The sequence below is a fragment of the Confluentibacter lentus genome (assembly GCF_002806995.1).
GTDB lineage: Bacteria > Bacteroidota > Bacteroidia > Flavobacteriales > Flavobacteriaceae > Confluentibacter > Confluentibacter lentus.
Genome location: NZ_NIHE01000006.1, coordinates 42717 through 67777, shown reverse-complemented (window position 1 = coordinate 67777; position 25061 = coordinate 42717). Strand labels below are relative to the sequence as shown.

Sequence of the window (25061 nt, the reverse complement as noted above, 5' to 3'; positions counted from 1 at the left end):
TAAAAACATGAAAAAATTAGCATTTATATTAATAATCGTTTTATCTATAACGGCATTAAATAGCTGTAGAGAAAAAACCACAGGAGAAAAAGTTGAAGATGCCGTTGAAAGCGCAGCTGATGATGCGGGAGATGCCGTTGAAGATGCAGCTGACGAAGTAGAAGATGCACTAGATTAACAACAAACATCTTAAAAACAAAAAAACCACAAATAGCTTTGTGGTTTTTTGTTTTAGTGACCTCGACTGGATTCAAACCAGTAACCTCTTGAGCCGTAATCAAGTGCGCTATTCAGTTGCGCCACGAGGCCTTTTTTGTGGGTGCAAATATAGTATTTTTATTAATTCTCTACCAAACAATTTATTTCAATTTTATAAAATGATTATATTTGGGTATGGCAAACGAATTGGTACACCAAAAGTTTCATCATATTTTAGATGAAACCCTGATCAAGGAAATTTTACAAGTAGGCGTCTTTAGGCATTTTTCAAAAGATGACATCATAATAGATGTCAATCAGCCCCTAAAATACATACCGTTACTCCTTAGCGGAAGTATTAAAATTCTAAGAGGGGATGGCGAAGGCGACGATTTATTAATTTATTTTTTGGAAGCTGGTGAAACATGCACCATGTCGCTTGCCTGTTGCATGGGCACAACAAAAAGTAAAATTCGGGCTGTTGCAGAAATTGATTCCTATTTGGTTATGATTCCTGTTGATTATATGCAAAAATGGTTTCACTCCAATGAAAGTTGGCGTAACTTTATTTTAGAAAGCTATCAAACCCGTTTTAATGAAATGCTTGAAACCATTGATACTTTAGCATTTATGAAAATGGACGAGCGTCTTTTAAAATACCTAAAAAACAAAGTAATCCTTTATGACAGTAATATGCTTGATACCAAACATCAAGATATAGCAGAAGATTTACATACGTCGAGAGTTGTTATTTCAAGACTTTTGAAACAACTTGAAAACGAGCATAAAATCAAAATAAGCCGTAATAAAATAGAAGTATTGGTTTAATAAAGTATCGTTTATTACTTACGTAACATTTATTACATAGCGAACTTTAAATTCATTATATATTTACATAATTTATCAGGTATGAATTTTATTTTAAATCCGTGGCCATGGTATGTCTCTGGTCCTTTAATTGCTTTGGTAATGGTGCTTCTTGTTTATTTCGGAAAAACATTTGGCATGTCATCAAACCTAAAAACTATGTGTACCGTATTGGGTGCAGGGAAATTTTCAGATTTTTTTAAGGTTGATTGGAAAGAACAATCTTGGAATTTAGCCGTTGTTATTGGGGCTATTATTGGCGGTTATATTGCCGTTAATTTTATCTCTGATGATGTGGTTACTAACTTAAATCCCAAAACCATTTCCGAACTAAACGCTCTTGGTTTTAATAATGCAGGTGCTTCTTTAGTACCCAATGAATTGTATGATTATGAATCTGTTGTTTCTGGTAAAGGCTTTCTAATCTTGATTATAGGCGGCCTTTTGGTTGGCTTTGGAACGCGCTATGCTGATGGCTGTACTTCAGGACATGCTATTACAGGATTAAGTAGCTTGCAAAAACCGTCGCTAATAGCCGTGATAGGCTTTTTTATTGGAGGTTTAATAATGACGAATTTAATACTACCATTAATATTTTAATTATGAAATCGCCATAAACAAGAAGTTTGTTAACAAACAAAAATGAAATAAGGCGATACCATATGACCATTTAAAACAATTGAACATTTACATATGAAACATCTTAAATTTTTATTGATCGGTATTTTTTTCGGAATTGTTTTGGTGAAATCTGAAGCCGTGTCTTGGTACCGTATTTATGAAATGTTCCGGTTTCAATCCTTCCATATGTATGGCATCATAGGAACTGCGGTACTTACAGGGATGTTGTTTTTTTTAATTTCTAAAAAAAGCTCTGTTAAAAACAGTTTAAATGAACCTATTAATTTCCCGTCAAAAGACAAGGGTTTTAAAAGATATATTATTGGCGGTTCTATTTTCGGATTGGGTTGGGCACTCATTGGAGCTTGTCCCGGCCCTATGTATATATTATTAGGAACTGGAGTTTATTCTATACTTATTGCAATAGCCTCTGCTTTAGTTGGTACTTTTTTATATGGTATTGTAAAAGATAAACTACCTCATTAGCATGGATGCTACCGAAGTTCTAGGATACATAGGAGCCTTAATTGTAGGCTTGGTTTTAGGGCTAGTAGGTGGTGGTGGTGCTATTTTAACAGTGCCGTTATTAGTATATTTATTAGGCTTTAGTCCCATTATTGCGACCGCATATTCTCTTTTTGTGGTTGGAATATCATCACTTGCAGGTGTTATTCAAAAACATCGTAAAAAATTGGTAGACTTTAAAACAGGTATCGCTTTCTCATTTCCTTCATTTTTAGCTGTATATTTTTCAAGACGATATTTAGTCCATTCCATTCCAGAAACACTTTTTACCTTGGGTAATTTTGCTGTTACCAAAAATATGGCAATCATGGTATTCTTTGCTATTATCATGATTCTTGCTTCTTTTTCCATGATAAAAAAAACTAAGGAAGATACCCTTATTTATATAAATCAACCCTATTTTAAAACGTTTATTCAAGGTTTAATTATTGGCACTATCACAGGAATTATTGGTGCTGGCGGTGGTTTTCTTTACGTACCTGCCTTAGTACTTTGGGCAAATTTGCCCATGAAAAAAGCCGTTGGCACTTCATTAGTCATTATTAGCATGAACTCTTTGATAGGCTTTATAGGCGATTTACATAACCTCTATGTTGATTGGACATTTTTGTTGTCCTTTTCTTTTTTGACTATTTTGGGAATTATAATTGGTGGCAGCCTTTCTAAATTTATTTCCAATAACATCCTTAAAAAAGCATTTGGCTATTTCACGCTTTTAATGGCTATTTATATTATTTACAAAGAACTGTGACAGTTTATGTGACTTAAGTTACAGACACTCTCTTAGGTATTTCGTATTTTTAATAAAAATTTTTTATTATTAAACGACGATAGCATATGAGAATAGAACAAATTTACACTGGATGTTTAGCACAAGGTGCCTATTATATAGAGTCTAATGGTGAAGTCGCTATTATTGACCCTCTTAGGGAAACTCAACAATATGTTGATAAAGCCGCCAATGAACATGCAAAAATCAAATATATATTCGAAACCCACTTTCATGCTGATTTTGTTTCTGGTCATGTCGATTTAGCAAAAAAAACAGGTGCTAAAATCATTTTTGGACCTACAGCAAAAACCGATTATGAAGCTTATATCGCAAAAGACAATGAAATATTCCAATTAGGAAATATTACCATAAAAGTACTTCATACGCCTGGACATACTTTAGAATCTGCCACTTATTTACTAATTGATGAAAACGGAAAAGATCATGCTATTTTTTCTGGTGATACCTTGTTTTTAGGAGATGTTGGCAGACCCGATTTGGCTATTAAATCCGATTTATCAAAAGAAGACTTAGCTGCCATGCTTTATGATTCCTTACGCAATAAAATCATGCCGTTAGCTGACTATATTATTGTATATCCAGCTCATGGCGCAGGTTCTGCATGTGGTAAAAATTTAAGTAAAGATACTGTTGGTGTACTTGGCGAGCAGAAGAAAACCAATTATGCTTTGCGAGCTGATATGACCAAAGAAGAATTTGTCAAAGAAGTTTTAAATGGTATTCTACCTCCCCCACAATACTTTGCTAAAAACGCCATGATGAACAAAACAGGGTACGACACCTTTGAAACTGTTCTTAAAAAAGGAAATATTGCATTAAGCGCAGAAGATTTTGAATCTATTGCGAACCACGAAAATGCCTTGGTTTTAGATGTGAGAACGGAGCAGGAATTTGCCAAAGGACATATTCCAAATTCAATTTTCATAGGTTTAAATGGCGCATTTGCACCTTGGGTTGGGGCATTAATAACCGACTTAAAACAACCTATTTTATTAATAACCCCTATTGGTAAAGAAAAAGAAACCGTGACACGATTATCCCGTGTGGGTTATGATAATACACTCGGTTTTTTAGATGGTGGTTTTGGTACTTGGAAAGCTTCTGGAAAAGATGTTGAAATGCTAGATTCCATTTCCGCTGAAGCATTTTCAAAACGTATTAAAAATGAAGATTTGAATGTACTTGATGTTCGAAAAGATAGTGAATATCAATCCACACATCTAAAAGGGAACAACGTTCAACATTTTGCTCTGGATTACATTAACGACCACATGAATGCCATAAGCAAAGACAAAACCTATTATATTCATTGTGCCGGCGGCTATCGTTCAGCCATAGCAGCCTCCATATTAAAAGCAAGAGGATTTAATAATTTAATTGATATATCAGGTGGCATTGATGCCCTTAAAAAAACCGATGCACCATTAACAGATTATGTTTGCCCTACAACACTTTAATACAAATTTAAATTGATTTAATTATGAAAAAAAACATGGGTGATTTAGACAGAGGCATTAGGATTGTAATTGCGATCGTTATTGCTGTATTATATTTTACAGATACCATTGAAGGTACTTTAGCCTATATTTTAATGGCATTTTCGGCCATTTTTGTACTGACTAGCTTTATTAGTTTTTGTCCGCTTTATTTACCATTAGGCATAAACACATGCAAAACGAAAAAATAAAGCTAGTTTAAAAACAGAAAATTAGATTCAGTTTTTGAAAGCAACAATAAATAAACAAAAGTAAGCTCCAAGCAAACTGGACTATAATAAAAAATGTAATGAGTGCTTTTTAAATAATTTCAGCACTTAAACCCGCTTCCAGCAGCATAGAACAACGCGGCTTTAAGTCGTCGTACAATCCTGTTTTTACAGTACATTGTCCTTTATAATGTACAATGATTGAGCATTGCTCAGCTTGTTCCATAGAGTGGTCACAAGCGTAAATAAGCGTTTCTATAACATGATCGAACGTGTTCACATCATCATTATAGAGAACAATTTCATTTTGAGTGTTTACTGCTTCTTCAAGTAATAATTCTGAGGCTTTTTCTTTTGTACTCATAGCTATTATTTAGTGTTTAAGAATTTCTCAAAGGAAAAACGATTTAGGTTACTAATTTAAAAATTTTAGCGAAACCCAATTGTTTCTTTCTAACTTTTCTTCAAACTTTAACTTATACTTTTCACATTCGGCTTGGATTGTAGGAATATCATCGTTATAAAAACCGCTTAAAAATAAGATGCCATTTTTATTGAGTGAGGATACATAAGTTCCCATGTCATTTAATAAGATATTCCGATTGATGTTCGCAATAATCACATCGTAATGTTTGCCTTCTAGTACAGAGGCATCACCTTCTATAACCGTGATGTATTTGCAATTATTCCTTTCAACATTTTCTAAACTATTCAAATAGCACCAATTATCATAATCAACCGCATCAATGGGTCTTGCCCCTTTCATTTCTGCAAGAATAGCCAAAACACCCGTGCCACAACCCATATCTAAAACCGATTTGTTTTGTAAATCTGTTTTTAAAATATGCTGAATCATCATGTGTGTGGTTTCATGATGTCCCGTACCAAAACTCATTTTAGGTTCAATAATGATATCGAATTTTGTATCGGGTTTTTCGTGAAACGGCGCACGAACAGAACATTCACCATCAACAATGATGGGATTGAAATTCTTTTCCCATTCTGCATTCCAATTAACCTGTTCAATATCATTGAAACTATAACTGATTTCAAATTCTGGAGATTTTAGTATTTGAATATCCTCTAAAATGGCATCGTTCCATTCGTCTTTTTGGATGTAAGCAGACACACCTTCCTCGGTTTCAACAAAACTTTCAAAGCCAGCATATCCCAATTCAGCAATTAATATTTCAACACCAGGTTGAATTGGGCTGACTTTGAATTCGTAACCTATATAAATTGTATTTGACATTTATTAAAGATTTCTACTTTCGCAGAAATGACATGAATTTTTAGAACGCGTTAACAATAGCAAAAAAATCTTCCGCATTTAATGCTGCACCACCAATTAACCCACCATCAACATCTGGTTTTGAGAAAATTTCTTTGGCATTATTTGGTTTTACACTGCCTCCATAAAGAATGGAAACACCTTCAGCCACATCAGAACCATATTTGTTTGATAATGTTTTTCTAATGAACGCATGCATGTCTTGAGCTTGCTCCGGACTAGCTGTTTCGCCCGTACCGATGGCCCAAACTGGTTCATAAGCCAATATGATATTAAAAAATGATGCTGCTTCCAAATGAAATAAAGCGTTTTTTATTTGGCTTTCTACTACTTTTTCATGGTTACCAGACTTTCTATCCGCTAATACTTCACCAAAACAAAAAATCACTTTCATACCACAATCTAAAGCCGCATCTACCTTTTTTGCTAATAACTCATCGGTTTCATTAAAATATTCACGACGCTCACTATGCCCTAAAATAACGGTTTCAACACCGATGCTTTTCAACATACTAGCACTTATTTCCCCTGTGTAAGCGCCATTTTTAGCAAAATGCATATTTTGAGCTATCACTTCAATATTTGAGCCTTTTAAAGATTGATAAGCATGCCACAAATTTGTAAAAGTTGGTGCTACCATTACGGCCGCATCAGATATTTTTGTGTATTTCTTTAAGTCTGATATTAACGTCTCTGTTTGCGCTAAGTCATTATTCATTTTCCAGTTTCCTGCTACTATTTGTTTTCTCATTACCAATATAACCTTCCAATTAAGAAGGAATTTTATTATAGTTACTAATTAAATTTATCTGTGCAAAAATAGTTATTTTAATGCTTCTATCAGCTTATTATCGTCAGCTTCTATTGCTTTAAATGCTTTTATTGTTCCATCTGGGTCAACAATCATATAGCGCGGAATCCAATCCAATTCCACAAACGTTCCAAAAGGGCCTTTCCATCCAGATTGCATAAAATAATGCACTCCTTGTACATCATATTTTTTAATCCCTTTTTTCCAAGCTTCTTGGCTTTTATCCAATGACAAAAAGATATAGGTGGCATCTTTAAAATTACTTTGTAAGACTTTAACTTTCGGCATGCCTTTTATACAATCACTGCACCAAGACGCCCAAATATCAATAACAATGGTTTTACCTTTGTGAGCTTCTAAAACATCTTTAAACGGCATGGAATCACCATCCAATGTGATAAAGGTGTCGTTTAAGGCCTCATCAGAAAATGTTTTTGGTGTTTCAGTTTTACAACTGAAAAAACTGATTGCTAAAATAAATATGTATGTTATTTTTTTCATTCTTTAAGATTTTTAGTAAAAGTGTTTAGTCGAGTTTCACCTTAGGATCTAACCAAACATAGATGATATCTACTAAAATATTTATGATAATAAATAATATGGCAATAATTAAAACCGAACCCATAATAACTGGTAAATCCAAAGTATTCAAGGCATTTACAATTTCCTTTCCGAGCCCGTTCCAACCAAAAATATATTCCACAAAAACGGCACCGGCCAACATGGATGCAAACCAACCAGAAATAGCCGTTACGACTGGATTCATGGCATTTTTAACCGCATGCTTCCAAATGATTTGATATTCACTCAACCCTTTTGCCCTAGCAGTACGAATATAATCTTGATTAAAAACTTCTAACAAAGAATTGCGCATCAATTGAATGACAACAGCTAACGGACGAATGCCCAAAACTACCGCGGGAAGTATTAAATTTTTCCATTTAATGTGAATGGCTTCACCAAAATCATCCATCTCATATAAACTGCCAGTCATTTCTAAATGGGTATATCTGTGCAAAATATATCCGAAAAACCATGCGAATAAAATAGCACTAAAAAACGATGGAATACTCATGCCAAACGTACTTAAAATCTGTATGGTTTTATCGAGCCAAGTATCTTTATAAAGCGCTGAAACTATGCCTAAAAACACCCCTAAAAGCATGGCAATAATGATGGCGGTTACAGCCAAAACAAAGGTATTTGGTAAGGTTTCAGTTAATACTTCGCTCACTTTTTTTCCTTGTTTTGTGAAAGATTCCCGTAAATAAGGAAACTTTAAAACTGTTGTGGTGTTTCCGATGGAAAATAATTCAGTAGCTGCGTATTTATTCGGACTCAAAAACGTGTAATCTTCAGCGTTTTTTGAATGAAATGAAACAAGTGACAAATCATTTAAATAATACAAATACTGGGTGCTGATTGGCTTATCAAACCCATACTTTTTCTTGATGATTGCCAATTGCTCACTATCTTCATTCTGACCCAGCATCATTTGAGCAGGATCGCCAGGAAGCACATTAAATAAAAAGAAAATAACCGTCACCACTCCAAACAAAGTGAGCAGTGCATAAAAGGTTTTATTTAATAGATAATTTATCAGTTATCGTTTGTGTTAAGTTTGGTGTTTAGCTGTTAATTGATTGTAAACTACAGTTCCAAATCATCCATATCATTATAATGTAATTTTTGAATGACTGTTCCTTTATTCAATTTTAAAATACCTGGATTGGCGCGCACCACAGTTTTTAGCGCTTTTTCATCACATAAATAAAAATCGAAATCTAATTTATAAGTGTCTTTGATATTCTTTTTAGCATCTGCTCCCGAAGCTGTTAAACCAATGACGGTGTATCCTTTTTTAATGGCTTCGTCCGTCATTTTTTTTAATTTCTTTAAAGAATCTCTTTCAATATGCTCTAAGCTATAAGAAACAATCATAATTAGTTTTTCTTCACTTAAAAAATAGTCGGTTAAATCTTCTTCATCACTTTCTATCGAAAAATCTTGAATAGGTGGTTGGTAACCTTCACTTATAATTTTGTTTTCATAACTAATATATTCACCATCTACCTCTGGATAAGACCCATCAGTTGTAATAATTTCTTCTTTGCCATTTATTTTAAATTTCCAATAAAATTCCTGAATGGGCTTTGCTGCATTCTCAGGAATACTCATCCCTTCTTTAATATTATTTCCCACTTTGTAGGCCCTAAAGTCAATTAAAGGTAAATGCATTAATACATGATACGCAAACCATAAACTTACAATGAAACCCAATAGAGCTAAAATAGTTGTTGGCAACTTGCCAAATAAGGGTTTTATATGCTTGATGCCAAAAAATAGAATGAGTATAAAAACCAATAAAATAACATCTTTTATAAAACTCTCCACTGGTTTTAACTTTAAAAAGTCCCCGAAACAGCCACAATCCTTAACTTTATCAAAATACCATGCGTAGAAGGTTAAAAATGTGAAAAATACGATCATAATCAACAAACTCCACACCGTGAATTTTGGCTTGTAACCTATCAGCAAAAACACGCCCAAAACCACTTCAAAAACCACTACAAAAACAGCGATTAATAAGGCATAAGGTTCTAAAAAAGGAAGATTTAAAACATCGGGGGTGAAAAATTCCTGTAACTTATAAGAAAACCCTAGTGGATCGTTCAATTTTATAAATCCTGAAAAAATAAATAAGGCTCCTACTAAGAATCTTGAAATGTGAATAATGATTTTCATAATGTTGCTATCCTGTGTGGGCAGGAATTTATTTGATTAGTTTTATTTTGGATTCCTGCCTGAGCAGGAATGACATTTATTTTTCGTTTAGATGAATTAATGCAAAAACCGCATAATTTATCATATCCTGATAATTGGCATCAATGCCTTCGCTAACCAAAGTTTTTCCAGCATTATCTTCAATTTGTTTTACGCGCAATAGTTTTTGCAAAATTAAATCGGTTAAACTACTCACCCGCATATCGCGCCAAGCCTCACCATAATCATGGTTTTTATCTTCCATTAATTTTTTGGTGATAGCGACTTTCTCAGAATATAATTTTGTGGCTTCCTCAGCTGATAAATCGGGTTGCTCCACAACACCTTTATCCAACTGAATCAATGCCATGATGCAATAATTGATGATGCCAATAAACTCACTAGCCTCACCTTCATCTACTTTTCTAACAGCATTTTGCTGCAAACTACGTATGCGTTGGGCTTTTATAAAAATCTGGTCGGTTAATGATGGTAATCTTAAAATCCGCCAAGCACTTCCATAATCACTCATTTTTTTTATGAACAGACTTTTACAAATCTCTATAACCGCATCATATTGTTTCGACGTATCTTGCATTTAAATCAATTGAATTTTTTGTAAATTTCGATTAAATAGTTTAAAGTTCAAAGTTTCTACAATTTAAAGTTCAAAGTTTTAAGTTCCATGTTTTCATGCTTCATTTTTTTTGAATAATTAGCTTAACTTTGAACCTAAAACATTGAATTTAGAACAATATAAATGACTATTAACTGCAAAGGGCAACTTATCAATTTAACATCACCAAAAGTGATGGGTGTTTTAAACATCACACCAGATTCATTTTATGATGGTGGAAAGCACAAAAATGAAACCAATGTGTTGATTCATGTTGAAAAAATGCTCAATGAAGGTGCTACGTTTATTGATGTTGGTGCTTACAGTTCTAGACCCAATGCCGAACATATTAAGGAAGATGAGGAATTAAAACGCATACTTCCTATTGTTGATTTAATTCTGAAAAAATTCCCAGAAACCTTACTTTCCATCGATACTTTTAGAAGCCAAATCGCTAAAAAATGTATTGAAGCTGGTGCTGCTTTAATTAATGATATTTCTGCTGGGAAATTGGATGAGAATATGCTACAAACCGTTGCCAATTTGAAAGTGCCTTATGTGATGATGCACATGAAAGGGTCACCGCAAAATATGCTAAAGCAAACCGATTATGATAACCTTGTGAAAGACGTTTTGTTTTATTTTTCGGAAAGAATAGCTGCTGCCAAACAATTAGGAATTATAGATATTATTGTCGATCCTGGTTTTGGTTTTGCAAAAACATGCGAACAAAGTTTTGATTTATTAAACCATTTGGAATTATTTAAAATACTAGAAAAACCAATCCTTGTGGGGGTTTCAAGAAAATCCATGATTTACAAAACTTTACAAACAACTCCTGATGAAGCCTTAAATGGCACCACTGTTTTGAATACCATTGCTTTACAAAAAGGCGCTTCCATATTACGGGTACATGATGTTAAAGAGGCTGTGGAATGCATCAAATTAGTTGAGTCTTTAAGTTGTTGAATTGTTTAACTGTTGAATTGATTAATCGTATAACTACCTAGTTGTCTATTTCCATGAAAAATATATACTTACTCATCATTTTACTATTTATTATTTCCTGCGGAAAGGATAAAGTGGTTCAACTTCCTGAAATTAATCATTCAGATATTTCTGAAATAAGTGATGTATCTGCTGCTTATCTATTTTATGATAAATCCAATTCTGAAGGTTTCGAACTCAATAGAAAAAACTTAATAAGTACCACCAATTGGTTAGTAAATGTTGATAAACGTTTAACCTTAAAACAAGTGTTTCCACAACTAAAATTTCTTCAGAATAAAAAGCAAAATTCGGAACACAAAAATGAAAATGCCAAAAATTATTTTACCTGCAATGATTTGGGCAGAAAAAATCTTGGGTTTATGGAGTTTACGGATGTGATTTATCATGAAGAATCTTCTGAAACCTACATGGCAAAAATTTCAGAATTTGAAGATGCAAAAAACTTAAAACCCATTAGCTTTAATTTGAATGGGGACATTTCCATTATCAATCCGAATTCCGAGCCATTTATAATAATGACCAACAAAAACCAGTTGATAAATGATTTAAAAAAAATGGATACTATTGAAAGCACGTTGTATTTTAATTTCAATGAAAAACTGACTTTTCAAGAGTACATTACCTATAAATCCATGGTGTTAAAATCTGATTTTAAAAATCTTAAAATATCAAATCAAGAGTTCTTATATAATTAACCATATTTTACTAAATTTACCAAAACCCAGTTACCTTTGGAAATCTTTAAAGACCTTTTAAAATTTACGGTTATAGACATTATAGATGTCTTTTTGGTAGCGCTTCTACTCTATTACATCTACAAGTTGATAAAAGGGACGGTCGCCATTAATATTTTTATTGGCATCATTATTATTTATCTGGTTTTCAGACTTACTAATTTTTTAAATATGGCCTTGCTTACCAGTATTCTTGGTGGGTTTATGAAAGTGGGAATTATTGCGCTTATTGTGGTTTTTCAGCCAGAGATTAGAAAATTTCTGCTCATGGTTGGTTCCACCAATTTTAGTAAAAAAGGAAAAATTTTAGGTCAGTTTAAATTTTTGCAAACTGAAACTGGCGATGAAACCAATGTTGATACTATTATTTCCGCTTGCAATAAAATGTCGATGTCTAAAACGGGAGCTTTAATCGTTTTTGAACGTAATAATAATTTAGATTTCCTAACCGCCACAGGTGACGAAATGAATATTAAGGTCACACAGCCCATTATAGAAAGTATCTTCTTTAAAAATAGTCCGCTACACGATGGCGCGATTATAATCAGTAATAACATTGTAAAAGCAACCCGTGTCATCCTTCCTGTTAATAATGATAAGGTGATCCCACGACGTTTTGGTTTACGCCACAGAGCTGCCATTGGTGTTACCGAAAAAACAGATGCCGTAGCATTGGCTGTAAGTGAAGAAACTGGGCATATTTCTTATTTTAAGGATGGCGAATTTGTGTTGTTTAAAGACAATGCGGAGCTTGCTGAAATTATTAAAAATGATTTGGCTTAAATGAACTGTAAAAATTGTCATCGTTTATTAACCGAAGAAAGCCAATATTGCAATTCTTGTGGTGCTCAGGTTATTAAAAACAGGCTCACATTCAAAAATTTATTAGAGCATTTTACCGAAACCTATTTAAACTACGATAATAAGTTTATACAAACAGTTATTCATTTATTTGTAAAACCAGAAGTTGTTATTGAAAGTTATACCGACGGCGTTAGAAAAAAGTATATAAATCCTATTAGTTTTTTAGCAATCTCCTTTACACTTTCTGGTTTTTATTTATTCTTTTTGAAAGATAAGATGAAAGAAGGGATGGATTTGTCAAGCATAACTAGTTATCAAGGACAAGAAAAACTTAATGACGCTATATTTAATTTTATGTTTGATTATAATTCGTTGTTATACTTTACTATAATCCCTGCTTTTGCAATTATTTCTTGGATGGTGTTTATAAATAAGAAATACAATTTGACGGAGCATGTTGTTATTTATTTATACACCATGTCATTCTCTTCCATAGTGTCCATATTTTCTACAGTAAGCATTGTTTTGATTGCCCCTAAAAGTTATATGACTTATAGTTTATCATTTATTTTTCTATTGTTTATTTATCACATTTTTCTTTTAAAAAGGTTATTTAAACTAAATGGAAAACAAATGCTAATGAAAACACTTGCTTTTTTGCCTTTGGGCTTCATCTTTTACGTGGTGATCTCTATAATAATGATCATCTTAGTAATTATTACAGAAAACCTATCCCTTCAAGATTTGATGCCCACTCCCACTAAATAAAAAATTAAATAACTTCTTCCTTTAAAAACTGGACTTCATATAAATTTTTGTAGTATCCATTTTCTTTTTTAAGCAATTCATTGTGGGTACCTTGCTCTACGATTTCACCAGAATCCATAACAATAATTTTATCGGCTTTCTTGATAGTTGCCAATCGGTGAGCGATAACAATAGATGTTCTACCCGTTGTTATTTTATCGGTCGCATTTTGAATAAGTTGTTCTGAATGGGAATCTACAGAAGAAGTTGCTTCATCCAAAACCAAAATACTCGGATTTGAAACATAAGCTCTTAAAAATGAAATAAGTTGACGCTGACCGGAAGATAACATGGCCCCGCGTTCTTTTACGTTATAATGATAGCCATCGGGCAAACTCATAATAAAATCGTGGATGCCAATATCTTTCGCAGCTTGGTGCACTTCAGCTTCCGTGATGTTTGGTTTATTAAGCGTAATGTTGCTTAAAATGGTATCTGCAAATAAAAAGACATCTTGTAAAACTACTGAAATCTGATTTCTTAAAGAAAACAAAGTCACATCTTTAATATCAATGCCATCAACAGTTATAACACCTTTATCAATTTCATAAAATCGACTTAATAAATTAATAATGGTAGATTTTCCTGCGCCCGTAGCTCCAACAATGGCAACGGTTTGTCCTGCTTCTACTTCAAAAGACACTCCTTTTAAAACCGTTTCATCCTCAACGTAGCTGAAGTAAATATCATTAAAAACAATATCGCCTTTAAAATGCGTAATGTTTTTAGTGCCCTTATCATCAATTTGCGAATTCGTATCCAAAATATTAAAAACTCTATTGGCAGCGACCATACCCATTTGCAGTGCGTTAAAATTATCTGCAATCCTACTCAATGGCCTAAAAAGTTTAGGTATGTACATGATAAAAGCAAAAATAAGACCTTGCGTTGCGCCATCGCTTATTACCATGGCCAAACCGGCATACCAGACTACCAAACCAATGGCTAGAGACGATGCCAAATCTGCTATAGGGAAAAATATGGAGTTGTACCAAATGGTTTTTAACCATGCTTTTTTATGACGCTCATTGATCTCTCTGAATTTTTTACTTTCAATATCTTCCCTGACAAAAAGCTGGAGTATTTTCATGCCCGTTAAACGCTCTTGAACAAAGGAATTTAGGTTTGATACTTCATTACGAACATCCTCAAAAGCGATTTTCATGTATTTTTGAAACAACCGTGTCGCGTACATCAACAAAGGCAACACTATAAATACGATGAGACTTAGCTTCCAGCTTTTGTAAAACATAAAGCCAGAAACAACTATCATGGTAAGTAATTCCCTAAAAATGGTAAATAATCCTTGTCCAAAAATATCTGCAATACGTTCCATATCCGTTACAGAACGGGTAATAAGTACACCTACTGAAGAATTATCGTAATACTTCATTTTAAAATTAAGTAGGTGATTGAATAATTTCACACGAACATCCTTCACGACATGTTGTCCTAGCCAACTTGAATAATAGATAAATATAAGCTGAAATGCAAACTCCAGAATTAAAAGGATGATCATTAAAACAATGTAGAATGAAAACCCTTCAAGTTTGTCTTTTGCTAAATTTTCATCGACTGCTATTTGTAAAATATGAGGCGTTAATGCCGCCAATACAGCAATAATAAGCACCGATACTAAAACACCTACAAAAACTGCTGTATAAGGCCTTATATATTTAAACAACCGCGAAAATAAATTAACATCAAACTTGTTTTCCTTTTTACTGCTCATTTAAAGTTTTAAATTATTTGGATATGCAACCTCTATTAAATACAACGCATGGGCAGGCACAGAAAAACCAGCTTCGCTCCTATTTTTAGATGTAATTATATGATGTAAATCGTCTAGATTCAATTTACCTAAGCCTATATTAATCATAGTTCCAACAATGGCCCTCACCATATTACGTAAAAACCTATCGGCTTTAATGACAAAATGAAGTTCGCCATCCTTAAAAAACCACTCTGCTTTCATAATATCACAATCAAAGGTTTTAACATCTGTTTTACTTTTTGAAAAACATTGAAAATCTTTATACTGAAACAACGTTTGTGATGCCTCATTCATTTTGTCAACATCTAAATCTTGCTTCACATAAAAAACGTTATCAAAAGTAAACACATTTTTTTTTAATGTAATCCTATATAAATACGTTCTGCTCAATGCATCAAAACGCGCATGAGCTTCGGCTTTCACTTTAAAAATAGTATGCACCGCAATATCTTTCGGCAAAAAAGAGTTTAGTTTAAAAACCAAATCGTCTTCCATAAAAGCCATTTCGGTATCAAAATGAGCGAACATTTGCGATGCGTGCACGCCTGTATCCGTTCTCCCAGCACCAACAATAGCTATGGTTTCACTTAATAATTTAGATAAACTATCTTCTATGACTTCTTGTACAGAAATAGATTTTGGCTGGTTCTGCCAACCATGATAAGCCTTACCATTATAAGAAAGTTCAATAAAATACCTCAAGCTATTTTTAATACTTTTGTTAAAATGACAAAGATAGACAGTTTTGTTAATCTTGCGAAGTTAGCTTTCTTAATTAAATATTAAAAAGATGTCCGCTACAGCGGAACGGATTTTATGATAAAAATATTATTACTTTCTGATACACACGGCTATATAGATGATGACATATTAAAATATGTAAAACAAGCGGATGAAGTTTGGCATGCTGGAGATATTGGCGATTTAAAAGTAACCGATGCCATTAAAAAATTGAAACCCTTAAAAGCTGTTTTTGGAAATATTGATGACACTAACATTCGCATGGAATTTCCCGAAAATAATCGTTTTATGTGTGAAGATGTAGATGTTTGGATAACCCATATTGGTGGCTATCCGGGTGCTTATAATGCTAGAATTAGAGACGAAATTAGGTTAAATCCGCCAAAACTGTTTATTTGTGGACATTCGCATATTTTAAAAGTGATGCCAGACAAAAAGTTAAATCTGCTTCATATGAACCCAGGGGCTGTTGGTAAACACGGATTTCATAAAACACGTACCATGTTACGTTTTACGATTGATGGCAGTAAAATTGAAAATTTAGAAGTGATAGAGTTTGAAAAACGCTATTGATACATTTCTAATTTAAAGTAAAAAAGCCCAAGATCTTCACCTTGGGCTAACGCACTAATACTACTAAGATGTTAGGTTTATCGCAATCGATCTACAGATTTTACGAGATCTTCATCCTTTTTGATGGCTTTATTGGCCAAAGCCAAAAAAACGATAGAAACAATAGGAAGGAACATCCCAATACCTTTCTCAGAAGCCTCGGCCTCTCCAGATACCGTTAGAGATTGATACACAAAAAATCCTAGTAAAATAAAGTTTAATATGATGGCAAGTCGCCCCAAAACAAACTGGAGCTTCCTGTTTTTAAACATGAAGATAGCTATTAATGACAATATTGTAGAACCAAAAAACAATCCTGAATATAACGTACTGCTTATTGCAAACACCTCAACTCCGTCATTCAATTTCCAAATGGGGAACATAAATATGAAACCTCCAGAAATTATGGAAGCTATTAATAAATATATGGTTTGTATGCGTTGTAACATATTGTTTTAAAAACTTGGAAGCAAAAATAATAGTTTCTTTATAAAATTAGTGCTAAAAATTAAAAATAAGTTGTATAATTGCAGTAACAATTCACAACAATCACACTAGTAAGTTGTTAATTCTTCAGATTAAAAAATCATTTTTTCAGAATAATTCAAATTTTTTTTCAAAATAAAATATTCAATTCAACATCAATGTTTGAAATTTCACAGTTAAACGATAAAAAACTCTCTGACTTACAAGAGATTGCGCAAAATTTGGACATACCAAAATACCGCACATTAAAAAAACAAGATTTAGTTTACCAAATATTAGACAAACAGGCAGCCGACCCAAAAGTTGTGAAAAACACCGTAGAACCTACATTGTTTAGCGAGGAAAAATCTAATGATGAAGTAAAAAAACCGCGAGCTCGCGTTCAAAAACCTATTAAAAATACACCGCAACCAAAGAGGGAAGAAAAACCTGTAGTTGAGACTGTAACAAATGAAGCTCCTTCCGAGCCTATTGCTATTGAAGCTCCAAAGAAAGAAGAACAGCCTATAAAAAATGTTCCGAATCCTAGACCAAAAGACGCCCAAAAACCGCATCAAAAAAGAGACAATCTTCCCCAACACAAAAATAAAAACCAAAATCCTAATCAAAATCCAAACCAAAACCCAAATCAGAAAAATGGGAATGTGGATGCTGGCAATAAAGACAGTAGAAATCGTTACCGTGAACCCGATTTTGAATTTGATGCCATTATAGAAAGTGAAGGTGTCTTGGATATCATGGTTGATGGTTATGGATTTTTAAGATCTTCAGATTATAATTACCTATCATCTCCAGATGATATTTATGTATCACAATCCCAAATACGTTTATTTGGCTTAAAAACCGGCGATACCGTTTTAGGCCACGTAAGACCTCCAAAAGAAGGTGAAAAATATTTCCCTTTAATAAAAGTGAGCAAAATTAATGGGCAGAATCCAAATGTAGTAAGAGACCGTGTGTCATTCGAACATTTAACGCCATTATTTCCTAAAGAAAAATTCAAATTAGCAGAAAAACAAAGCACGATTTCTACAAGAATCATGGATTTGTTTTCTCCTATTGGAAAAGGACAGCGTGGTATGATTGTATCACAACCTAAAACAGGTAAAACCATGTTGCTTAAAGATGTGGCGAATGCTATAGCTGCTAATCATCCTGAGGTTTACCAAATGATATTGCTTATTGACGAACGTCCTGAAGAGGTAACAGATATGCAACGTAATGTGCGCGGCGAAGTGATTGCTTCAACATTTGATAAAGAAGCTCATGAGCACGTGAAAATCGCCAATATCGTTTTAGAAAAAGCAAAGCGTTTGGTTGAGTGCGGACATGATGTGGTGATTCTTTTAGATTCCATTACGCGTTTAGCAAGAGCTTACAATACCGTGCAACCAGCCTCTGGTAAAATATTAAGTGGCGGTGTTGATGCCAATGCGTTACACAAACCAAAACGTTTTTTTGGTGCTGCCCGAAACATTGAAAATGGTGGTTCTTTAACTATCATTGCTACTGCTCTCACAGAAACAGGCTCTAAAATGGACGAAGTGATTTTCGAGGAATTTAAAGGAACTGGTAATATGGAACTTCAATTGGACAGAAAAATATCGAACCGTAGAATATTCCCTGCCATTGACTTGACATCTTCAAGCACACGTCGTGATGATTTATTATTGGATGAAAATACCATTCAACGTATGTGGGTAATGCGTAAATACCTTGCGGATATGAATCCTGTTGAAGCCATGGAATTCATTAACGAACGTTTTAAACAAACTAAAAATAATGAAGAGTTTTTAATATCCATGAACGGATAAAAGCTTTTTAAAAAATTTATATAAAATGCTTTTGAAAAGACCATTTCAAAAGCATTTTTTTTGAAATCCAATTTATAGCTATATTTAAATCGGTAAAGTTTTATATTTATCATATGCCAAACTCGAAAAAGAAAATATTACTTATTGAAGATGACACCAAAGTATGCGCCTTTATAAACAAGGGACTTACCGAAAAAGGGTTTGAGGTAACGATAGCTTTAAATGGCGAACACGGACTTGATTGGGCCCTTGGCAATAAATTCAATCTGATTATTATCGACATCATGTTACCTGATATTAATGGAATTGAAATCTGTAAGAAAATAAGGAACAGCAATCAACAAGTTCCTATATTATTCCTAACTGCACTTGGAAGCGTTGAAAATATAGCCCTTGGATTGGATATTGGTGCCGATGATTATTTAGTGAAGCCTTTCAAATTCATTGAATTAACAGCCAGAATAAACAGTTTAATAAGGCGCTCTGAGGATTACGAATTTAACCCTGAAGAAGAAGATATTTACACCTATTCAGATATTGAGGTAAATGATTCAAAAAAAATCGTTAAAAGAAATGGCATGGAATTATCCCTAACATTAACTGAATATAAATTATTACTTCTGTTTTTAAATAATAAAGAACGGGTCATTTCCCGGAATACTATTTTAGATCATGTTTGGGGGATAAACTTTAATCTTGGAACCAATGTAGTTGATGTTTATATAAATTATCTAAGAAAAAAATTAGAGCGTCCAAATTCAGTGAGGTTAATACAAACCATTATTGGCATGGGCTATGTACTAAAAGAACCAGATGAAAACACAAAATAAAATCATTCTATTATTATCATCCATCTTTTTACTATTTACACTCATATTTAGTGGCTTCATCTATTACTCCATAGCCAACTATTCTTATGATGATTTTTATAAAAGACTTGAAATTAGAGCAATAACATCGGCAACCATACAACTAGAAAGCGGAAATGATACCAGAGCTATACAGGAAATTAGGCAAGAATATTTAGAGGAGTTACCTAACGAAAAGATAACCATCGTAGATTTAGATAGTAATACCGCTGAAGCAGATTTAAAAAAATTAGGCTTACCAAATGCTTTTATAGAAAAAGGAAAAGAAGAAAAACGTGCATTTTATAAAAAGGACAAAACATTCTATTCTTTAGTGTATTACACATCTTCTGAAAAGAAAGACTATTTGGTTTTTGCTTCAGCCGAAAATTATTATAGCACGCATCACATGGCTTATTTAGAGAATTCCCTGATTACCGCCATTATATTTTCGGTTGTTATTATTTTTCTAATATCGTACTTTTTTTCACGTTTGGTTGTAAAACCATTAAGGAGTATAATTAAAAAAATGAACACCATTAGCACCAAAAATTTGAATTTACGCTTGGATATTCCTAGAAAAAATGCAGAACTAAGATTACTTTCTCTTACCTTTAATAATATGCTGAATAGGTTGGAGGCATCGTTTGAAACGCAAAACAATTTTATAAGTAATGCGTCCCATGAACTTAATACACCATTAACCAATATTATAGGAGAAGCAGAAGTTACCCTTAATAAGGAAAGAAGCACTGAAGATTATGAAGCGGCATTAACGAATATACTTGAAGAGGCTGATAAACTGAGCAAAAAAACCCAAGCACTCCTATATTTAGCGCAAACAGGATTTAATGGGAAAGTCCAAAAAAATAAGTTATTAAGAGTAGACCAAGTCCTTTTGGATGCCGTTCAAACTGTTGAAAAGCTTTATAGCAATAACAAAATACATATAGATTTTAGTTTGCTTCCTGAAACATCGGATAAGCTTAAAATTATGGGAAATTCTCAATTATTGGAACTTGCCATTTCAAATTTACTGATTAATGCCTGCAAGTATTCTGATAAAAAAGATGTATATGTCGCTTTAGCGGTTTCAGATACCTATGCCATCATCATTATCAAGGACCATGGTATAGGAATCCCAAAAAAAGATATGCCTTATATATACGATCCTTTCTTCAGAGCTTCAAACGTTGGCATTCATGAAGGATATGGTATTGGTTTACCCCTTACCAGAAACCTTATAAAAATGCATGATGGCGAATTAATTGTATCTTCCGAAGAAAACGTTGAAACCATAGTTGAAATAAAACTGCCTCTTTTTAAATTTTCTTAACATATTTTCTAATCTCATTCTAATCTCATTTTAAAACCCTTTTAAAACCGTAGGTATAGATTTGCTTCAAACAAAATAACAAAAAAGCAATATCTATGAAAACAATTCTTATCCCAACTGATTTTACTGCAGACTCCATATCTATTTTAAAAAACGCTTTAAATAGCGAAAAAGACGAAAAAGTAAATATCATCCTTGGCTACGGAAAAAGGCTATCATGGTCTATATCCGATCTTCTTTTCTACTCCACAAAAAGTGTCCTAAAAGAATTGGAAGACGACGAATTTACCGAAGCTAAAGAAATTATCATGAACAAATACAGTTCTAAAATTAATTCCCTCAGGGTTGAACTTTTTCATGGATTTAACCAAAACGCATTTAATAACTATATTGAAGGAAACAAAATCGATTATTCGGTAATCCCTGAATCTGATGAAGCTATGGATTATAATTACAAACAAGGGTTTGACATCGTACCATTTATAAAAAAATCCAATTTGCTTACAGAAACTGTTAGCTACACAAAAGAATATGCAACGTCTGCACAAGGAAGCAGCTTATTCAAACTTCTAACCTCATAAGATTATGAATATAAAAAACTCAAATCTTATCGTTTTAATTTCCACCGTTTTATTGGTTGTCGGATTTATAATTTCCATTGTGAATACTATGGTATTGGTCTCTCCAACAGAGCATATTGAAGGCTCTTGGAAAGAAATATCTTGGGAATACGAAAAATCAGAAAATGCCAATTTCGATAAAAAAATAAGTAACGCAATAAAAACTGAAATATGTAAAGAATTAATCATACATGAAGCCGAAGTTTGGAATTTCTTATCAGGCGGAAATCTGGAGTTGACATCGGATACGAACAATGAAACATTATCATGGACCATGAAAGGACGAGGTAATATTTTAGAACTATCGCACAAAACCAATAAAATTGAACATTACAATATTCAAGTCTTAAATAATGATAAAATGGTTCTCTATTTCAGTACAGACATACAGGCCAAAGGTATTGTGAAAATGACTTTTGAAAAAATAAAAGAAGACAACTATGCTCAGAAAATTTAGTAATAGTAGAACATTAAAGGACAACATCCAATTGGGGTCACTTTCGGCTTTTTCTGCTGGCATGGTAAATGTTACATCCCTAATCATATTTTTTGCTTTTACTTCCAACGTTACCGGGCATTATGCCATATTGGCCGAAGAGATTTCAAAAGGGAATTGGTACCAAGCTTCTGTGGTTTTTGCATGGATCTTTATGTTCTTTATAGGGAACTTTGTTTCCAACATTATTATTATAAATTATAATCAGAAAAACTCTTATGCGGCTCATTCCGCTCCATTAATAATAGAAATTATTTGTTTATTGGCAGTTGGTTATTATGGACATTTCCATTATCGGGAAACATTATCCGAAACAGAGATAATGGTAGCAACCATGCTTTTCGCCATGGGCATACAAAATGGATTAACAGCTAGTATTTCAAACTTTTCGGTAAAAACGACACATTTAACTGGATTGACTACAGATGTTGGAATTCTAACAGCCATGTTTACTAAAAAGAAGTACAGACAAAATAAACAGTTACGTTCTAAATTCAATGTGCTGCTAGCCATTGCAGCTTCATACTTAGCTGGAGGAATTGTAGCGGGCGTTATTTACTATGAAGCCAAATTTTTAGTGTTCTTTGCTGTAAGTGCGGTTATTGGATTTATTATCTTGTATGAGTATTATAAACTTAAAGTAACAAAATACATCCGCGTAAAAAGAACCAGTAAATTAAGGAAGGTTCTTTTAGAAACCACCTAAACTCAGAGTTAACACATAAAACAAAAAAACCACTTCAATTTAATTTGAAGTGGTTTTTTTATGGATACAATTTGTATCTGAGTCTTAAAGCGCAGCTATATGTTTAGACAAGCCAGATTTAAGGTTAGCCGCTTTATTAGCGTGTATAACATTTTTCTTAGCTAATTTATCTAACATAGAAGCTACTGAAGGAAATAACGTTTCAGCTTCATTTTTATCAGTTAACTCACGTAATTTTTTTATAGCATTACGAGTTGTTTTATGCTGATATTTGTTTACTGTACGTTTAGTTTCGTTACTTCTAATTCTTTTTAACGATGACTTATGATTTGCCATTTTAATTTTGTTTTTTTTAATTGTAGCCCGTAGGGGAATCGAACCCCTCTTACCAGGATGAAAACCTGGCGTCCTAACCGATAGACGAACGGGCCATTATTTTTTTGAGAGCGCAAATATAATTATAATATTTAAACTTGCAACACTTTTCAAATAACTTACAATGTTTCCATTGCGGATGCAAAAATACAACTATTTTTAAATGTCACAAGACCTACTTAATCTTTTTTGAAAAAAAATTAAATTAGTATGCTTTTGCGAATAATACTCTTGCTTTTGAAGGGTTTCCTGTGTACACACAAACGCCTGCTTCTTGCTTATTATTCAATGGAATACATCTAATAGTGGCTTTGGTAAGCTCTTTTATTTTCTCTTCTGTTTCATTGGTTCCATCCCAATGTGCCGAGATAAATCCACCTTTATTTTCTAAAACGGACTTAAATTCTTCGAAATTATTTACTTCTGTTATATGGGAATCCCTAAAATCCAATGCTTTTTTAAATAATGCTTTTTGGATATCTGCCAACAAATTTTCCACTACATCAGTCAAATTAATTAAAGGGACAACATCTTTTGTCAATGTATCACGTCTTGCTATTTCAACCGTACCATTTTCTAAATCCTTTGGACCTATAGCAATACGCAAAGGAACACCTTGCAATTCATATTGGGCAAATTTTGCACCTGGACGTTGTGTATCCCTATTATCGTACTTAACGGATATATTTTTGCTTCTTAACTCTTTTAAAATACCGTTTGCTACCACATCTATGGCATTCAATTCTTCCTCACTTTTATAAATAGGCACAATCACCACTTGATTAGGAGCCAACGTTGGAGGCAACACCAAACCGTTATCATCACTATGTGTCATAATTAAAGCCCCCATCAATCGTGTTGAAACGCCCCAAGAGGTTGCCCAAACATAATCTTGCTTGCCTTCTTTGTTAGCAAATTTCACATCGAATGCTTTTGCGAAATTCTGACCCAAGAAATGCGATGTACCAGCCTGCAACGCTTTTCCATCTTGCATCAATGCTTCTATACAATAGGTTTCATCGGCACCAGCAAAACGTTCGCTTTCGGTTTTTAGTCCTTGTATAACTGGAATTGCCATGAAATTTTCCGCAAATGTGGCATATACGTTGTTCATCAATTCCGCTTCCGCAATGGCTTCCGCCTTAGTTGCATGAGCTGTATGACCTTCTTGCCATAAGAATTCCGCTGTGCGTAAAAATAATCGGGTACGCATTTCCCAACGCACCACATTGGCCCATTGATTGATTAATAAAGGTAAATCCCTGTAAGATTGTATCCAGCCTCTATACGTATTCCAAATAATGGCTTCAGATGTTGGTCTTACAATCAATTCCTCTTCCAGTTTAGCGTCTGGATCTACTCGCAATTTACCTGGTCTATCGGGATCGGTTTGTAATCTATAATGTGTTACAATGGCACATTCCTTAGCAAAGCCTTCGGCATTTTTTTCTTCAGCCTCAAACAAACTTTTTGGAACAAAAAGAGGAAAATACGCATTTTGATGTCCTGTTTCCTTAAACATTTTATCTAATTCCGCCTGCATTTTTTCCCAAATAGCATAGCCATAGGGCTTAATTACCATGCAACCTCTAACAGCCGAATTCTCAGCTAAATCAGCCTTTACAACAAGCTCATTATACCATTTTGAATAATCTTCTGCTCTACTGGTAAGTTTTTTACTCATACAATTGTTTTGGCACAAAAATT

30 protein-coding genes and 2 tRNA genes are annotated in these 25061 nt (G+C 33.4%); 18 read left to right on the top strand and 14 right to left on the bottom strand.

Annotated elements, in window-relative coordinates:
• The first annotated feature begins 7 nt into the window (after positions 1 to 7).
• A complete protein-coding gene (locus CDH50_RS15210; RefSeq protein ID WP_198513491.1) occupies positions 8 to 178 on the top strand; it encodes a hypothetical protein in 171 nt (56 codons plus the stop codon).
• 57 nt (positions 179 to 235) lie between these two features.
• Here CDH50_RS15210 and CDH50_RS11725 read toward each other — a convergent pair.
• Positions 236 to 309 (bottom strand) — tRNA-Arg (locus CDH50_RS11725).
• Between the two features lie 84 nt (positions 310 to 393).
• On the opposite strand from CDH50_RS11725, the gene CDH50_RS11720 reads away from it, so the two are divergent.
• From CDH50_RS11720 to CDH50_RS11695, 6 genes are all read left to right on the top strand, one after another.
• Positions 394 to 1026, top strand: a complete 633-nt coding sequence (locus CDH50_RS11720) for a Crp/Fnr family transcriptional regulator (protein ID WP_100612471.1) — start codon at positions 394 to 396, stop codon at positions 1024 to 1026.
• Between the two features lie 81 nt (positions 1027 to 1107).
• Positions 1108 to 1665 carry a YeeE/YedE family protein gene (locus CDH50_RS11715; RefSeq protein WP_100612470.1) on the top strand — a complete coding sequence of 186 codons (558 nt, stop codon included), beginning with the start codon at positions 1108 to 1110 and terminating at the stop codon, positions 1663 to 1665.
• A 93-nt stretch (positions 1666 to 1758) separates the two neighbouring features.
• A complete protein-coding gene (locus CDH50_RS11710) occupies positions 1759 to 2172 on the top strand; it encodes a DUF6691 family protein (protein WP_100612469.1) in 414 nt (137 codons plus the stop codon).
• A 1-nt stretch (position 2173) separates the two neighbouring features.
• The gene (locus CDH50_RS11705; RefSeq protein WP_100612468.1) at positions 2174 to 2962 is read left to right on the top strand and encodes a sulfite exporter TauE/SafE family protein; all 789 of its coding nucleotides are present in this window, start codon (positions 2174 to 2176) and stop codon (positions 2960 to 2962) included.
• A gap of 86 nt (positions 2963 to 3048) precedes the next feature.
• Complete coding sequence (locus CDH50_RS11700; protein ID WP_100612467.1) at positions 3049 to 4461, top strand: MBL fold metallo-hydrolase; 1413 nt, start codon at positions 3049 to 3051, stop codon at positions 4459 to 4461.
• Between the two features lie 23 nt (positions 4462 to 4484).
• Positions 4485 to 4691, top strand: coding sequence for a YgaP family membrane protein (locus tag CDH50_RS11695; protein WP_100612466.1), 207 nt, complete (start codon positions 4485 to 4487; stop codon positions 4689 to 4691).
• A 109-nt stretch (positions 4692 to 4800) separates the two neighbouring features.
• Here the strand turns inward: CDH50_RS11695 and CDH50_RS11690 are convergent, their stop codons facing one another.
• The 7 genes from CDH50_RS11690 to CDH50_RS11660 all read right to left on the bottom strand — a co-directional run bounded on the left by CDH50_RS11690 (position 4801) and on the right by CDH50_RS11660 (position 10172).
• On the bottom strand, positions 4801 to 5073 hold the full coding sequence (locus CDH50_RS11690) for an ATP-dependent Clp protease adaptor ClpS (protein ID WP_100612465.1): 273 nt from the start codon (positions 5071 to 5073) through the stop codon (positions 4801 to 4803).
• 51 nt (positions 5074 to 5124) lie between these two features.
• Positions 5125 to 5961: a 50S ribosomal protein L11 methyltransferase gene (gene prmA, locus CDH50_RS11685; protein WP_100612464.1), complete on the bottom strand. Its 837-nt coding sequence runs from the start codon at positions 5959 to 5961 to the stop codon at positions 5125 to 5127.
• Between the two features lie 40 nt (positions 5962 to 6001).
• Entirely contained in the window at positions 6002 to 6751 is a 750-nt protein-coding gene (gene tpiA / locus CDH50_RS11680; RefSeq protein WP_100612463.1) for a triose-phosphate isomerase, read from the bottom strand.
• Between the two features lie 72 nt (positions 6752 to 6823).
• Complete coding sequence (locus tag CDH50_RS11675; RefSeq protein ID WP_100612462.1) at positions 6824 to 7312, bottom strand: TlpA family protein disulfide reductase; 489 nt, start codon at positions 7310 to 7312, stop codon at positions 6824 to 6826.
• A 25-nt stretch (positions 7313 to 7337) separates the two neighbouring features.
• Positions 7338 to 8414, bottom strand: a complete 1077-nt coding sequence (locus CDH50_RS11670; protein WP_100612461.1) for an ABC transporter permease — start codon at positions 8412 to 8414, stop codon at positions 7338 to 7340.
• 47 nt (positions 8415 to 8461) lie between these two features.
• Complete coding sequence (locus CDH50_RS11665; RefSeq protein WP_100612460.1) at positions 8462 to 9556, bottom strand: BT_3928 family protein; 1095 nt, start codon at positions 9554 to 9556, stop codon at positions 8462 to 8464.
• Between the two features lie 76 nt (positions 9557 to 9632).
• The gene (locus tag CDH50_RS11660) at positions 9633 to 10172 is read right to left on the bottom strand and encodes a DUF1599 domain-containing protein (protein ID WP_100612459.1); all 540 of its coding nucleotides are present in this window, start codon (positions 10170 to 10172) and stop codon (positions 9633 to 9635) included.
• A gap of 162 nt (positions 10173 to 10334) precedes the next feature.
• On the opposite strand from CDH50_RS11660, the gene folP reads away from it, so the two are divergent.
• The 4 genes from folP to CDH50_RS11640 are packed head-to-tail and all read left to right on the top strand — an operon-like array spanning position 10335 to position 13507.
• Positions 10335 to 11159 (top strand): dihydropteroate synthase, encoded by an 825-nt coding sequence (gene folP, locus CDH50_RS11655; protein WP_100612458.1) that lies wholly within the window; start codon positions 10335 to 10337, stop codon positions 11157 to 11159.
• A 53-nt stretch (positions 11160 to 11212) separates the two neighbouring features.
• Positions 11213 to 11896 carry a hypothetical protein gene (locus CDH50_RS11650; RefSeq protein ID WP_100612457.1) on the top strand — a complete coding sequence of 228 codons (684 nt, stop codon included), beginning with the start codon at positions 11213 to 11215 and terminating at the stop codon, positions 11894 to 11896.
• Between the two features lie 36 nt (positions 11897 to 11932).
• Complete coding sequence (locus CDH50_RS11645; RefSeq protein WP_100612456.1) at positions 11933 to 12718, top strand: diadenylate cyclase; 786 nt, start codon at positions 11933 to 11935, stop codon at positions 12716 to 12718.
• Positions 12719 to 13507, top strand: coding sequence for a DUF3667 domain-containing protein (locus CDH50_RS11640; protein WP_100612455.1), 789 nt, complete (start codon positions 12719 to 12721; stop codon positions 13505 to 13507).
• Positions 13508 to 13511: 4 nt separating this feature from the next.
• On the opposite strand, the gene CDH50_RS11635 is transcribed toward CDH50_RS11640, so the two are convergent.
• Entirely contained in the window at positions 13512 to 15278 is a 1767-nt protein-coding gene (locus tag CDH50_RS11635) for an ABC transporter ATP-binding protein (protein WP_100612454.1), read from the bottom strand.
• A complete protein-coding gene (truA, locus tag CDH50_RS11630; protein ID WP_100612453.1) occupies positions 15279 to 16022 on the bottom strand; it encodes a tRNA pseudouridine(38-40) synthase TruA in 744 nt (247 codons plus the stop codon).
• A gap of 114 nt (positions 16023 to 16136) precedes the next feature.
• On the opposite strand from truA, the gene CDH50_RS11625 reads away from it, so the two are divergent.
• A complete protein-coding gene (locus CDH50_RS11625; RefSeq protein WP_100612452.1) occupies positions 16137 to 16634 on the top strand; it encodes a metallophosphoesterase family protein in 498 nt (165 codons plus the stop codon).
• A 77-nt stretch (positions 16635 to 16711) separates the two neighbouring features.
• Here CDH50_RS11625 and CDH50_RS11620 read toward each other — a convergent pair whose 3' ends face one another.
• Positions 16712 to 17122: a DUF4293 domain-containing protein gene (locus CDH50_RS11620; protein WP_100612451.1), complete on the bottom strand. Its 411-nt coding sequence runs from the start codon at positions 17120 to 17122 to the stop codon at positions 16712 to 16714.
• A gap of 195 nt (positions 17123 to 17317) precedes the next feature.
• Here CDH50_RS11620 and rho point away from each other — a divergent pair, with 195 nt between their 5' ends.
• From rho to CDH50_RS11590, 6 genes are all read left to right on the top strand, one after another.
• A complete protein-coding gene (gene rho / locus CDH50_RS11615; protein WP_100612450.1) occupies positions 17318 to 18973 on the top strand; it encodes a transcription termination factor Rho in 1656 nt (551 codons plus the stop codon).
• Positions 18974 to 19086: 113 nt separating this feature from the next.
• Entirely contained in the window at positions 19087 to 19803 is a 717-nt protein-coding gene (locus CDH50_RS11610) for a response regulator transcription factor (RefSeq protein ID WP_100612449.1), read from the top strand.
• Complete coding sequence (locus CDH50_RS11605; protein WP_100612448.1) at positions 19787 to 21157, top strand: sensor histidine kinase; 1371 nt, start codon at positions 19787 to 19789, stop codon at positions 21155 to 21157. Before CDH50_RS11610 ends, CDH50_RS11605 begins: the two co-directional genes overlap by 17 nt.
• Positions 21158 to 21252: 95 nt before the next feature.
• Positions 21253 to 21738 carry a hypothetical protein gene (locus CDH50_RS11600; RefSeq protein ID WP_100612447.1) on the top strand — a complete coding sequence of 162 codons (486 nt, stop codon included), beginning with the start codon at positions 21253 to 21255 and terminating at the stop codon, positions 21736 to 21738.
• Positions 21739 to 21742: 4 nt separating this feature from the next.
• Positions 21743 to 22234 (top strand): hypothetical protein, encoded by a 492-nt coding sequence (locus CDH50_RS11595; protein ID WP_100612446.1) that lies wholly within the window; start codon positions 21743 to 21745, stop codon positions 22232 to 22234.
• Entirely contained in the window at positions 22218 to 22979 is a 762-nt protein-coding gene (locus CDH50_RS11590; RefSeq protein ID WP_100612445.1) for a YoaK family protein, read from the top strand. The genes CDH50_RS11595 and CDH50_RS11590 overlap by 17 nt, the downstream gene beginning before the upstream one ends.
• A gap of 84 nt (positions 22980 to 23063) precedes the next feature.
• Here the strand turns inward: CDH50_RS11590 and rpsT are convergent, their stop codons facing one another.
• From rpsT to proS, 3 genes are all read right to left on the bottom strand, one after another.
• Entirely contained in the window at positions 23064 to 23315 is a 252-nt protein-coding gene (rpsT, locus tag CDH50_RS11585) for a 30S ribosomal protein S20 (RefSeq protein WP_100612444.1), read from the bottom strand.
• A gap of 23 nt (positions 23316 to 23338) precedes the next feature.
• Positions 23339 to 23410: transfer RNA gene (locus CDH50_RS11580), tRNA-Glu, on the bottom strand.
• Positions 23411 to 23559: 149 nt separating this feature from the next.
• Positions 23560 to 25038, bottom strand: coding sequence for a proline--tRNA ligase (proS, locus tag CDH50_RS11575; protein ID WP_100612443.1), 1479 nt, complete (start codon positions 25036 to 25038; stop codon positions 23560 to 23562).
• Between the last annotated feature and the right edge of the window lie 23 nt (positions 25039 to 25061).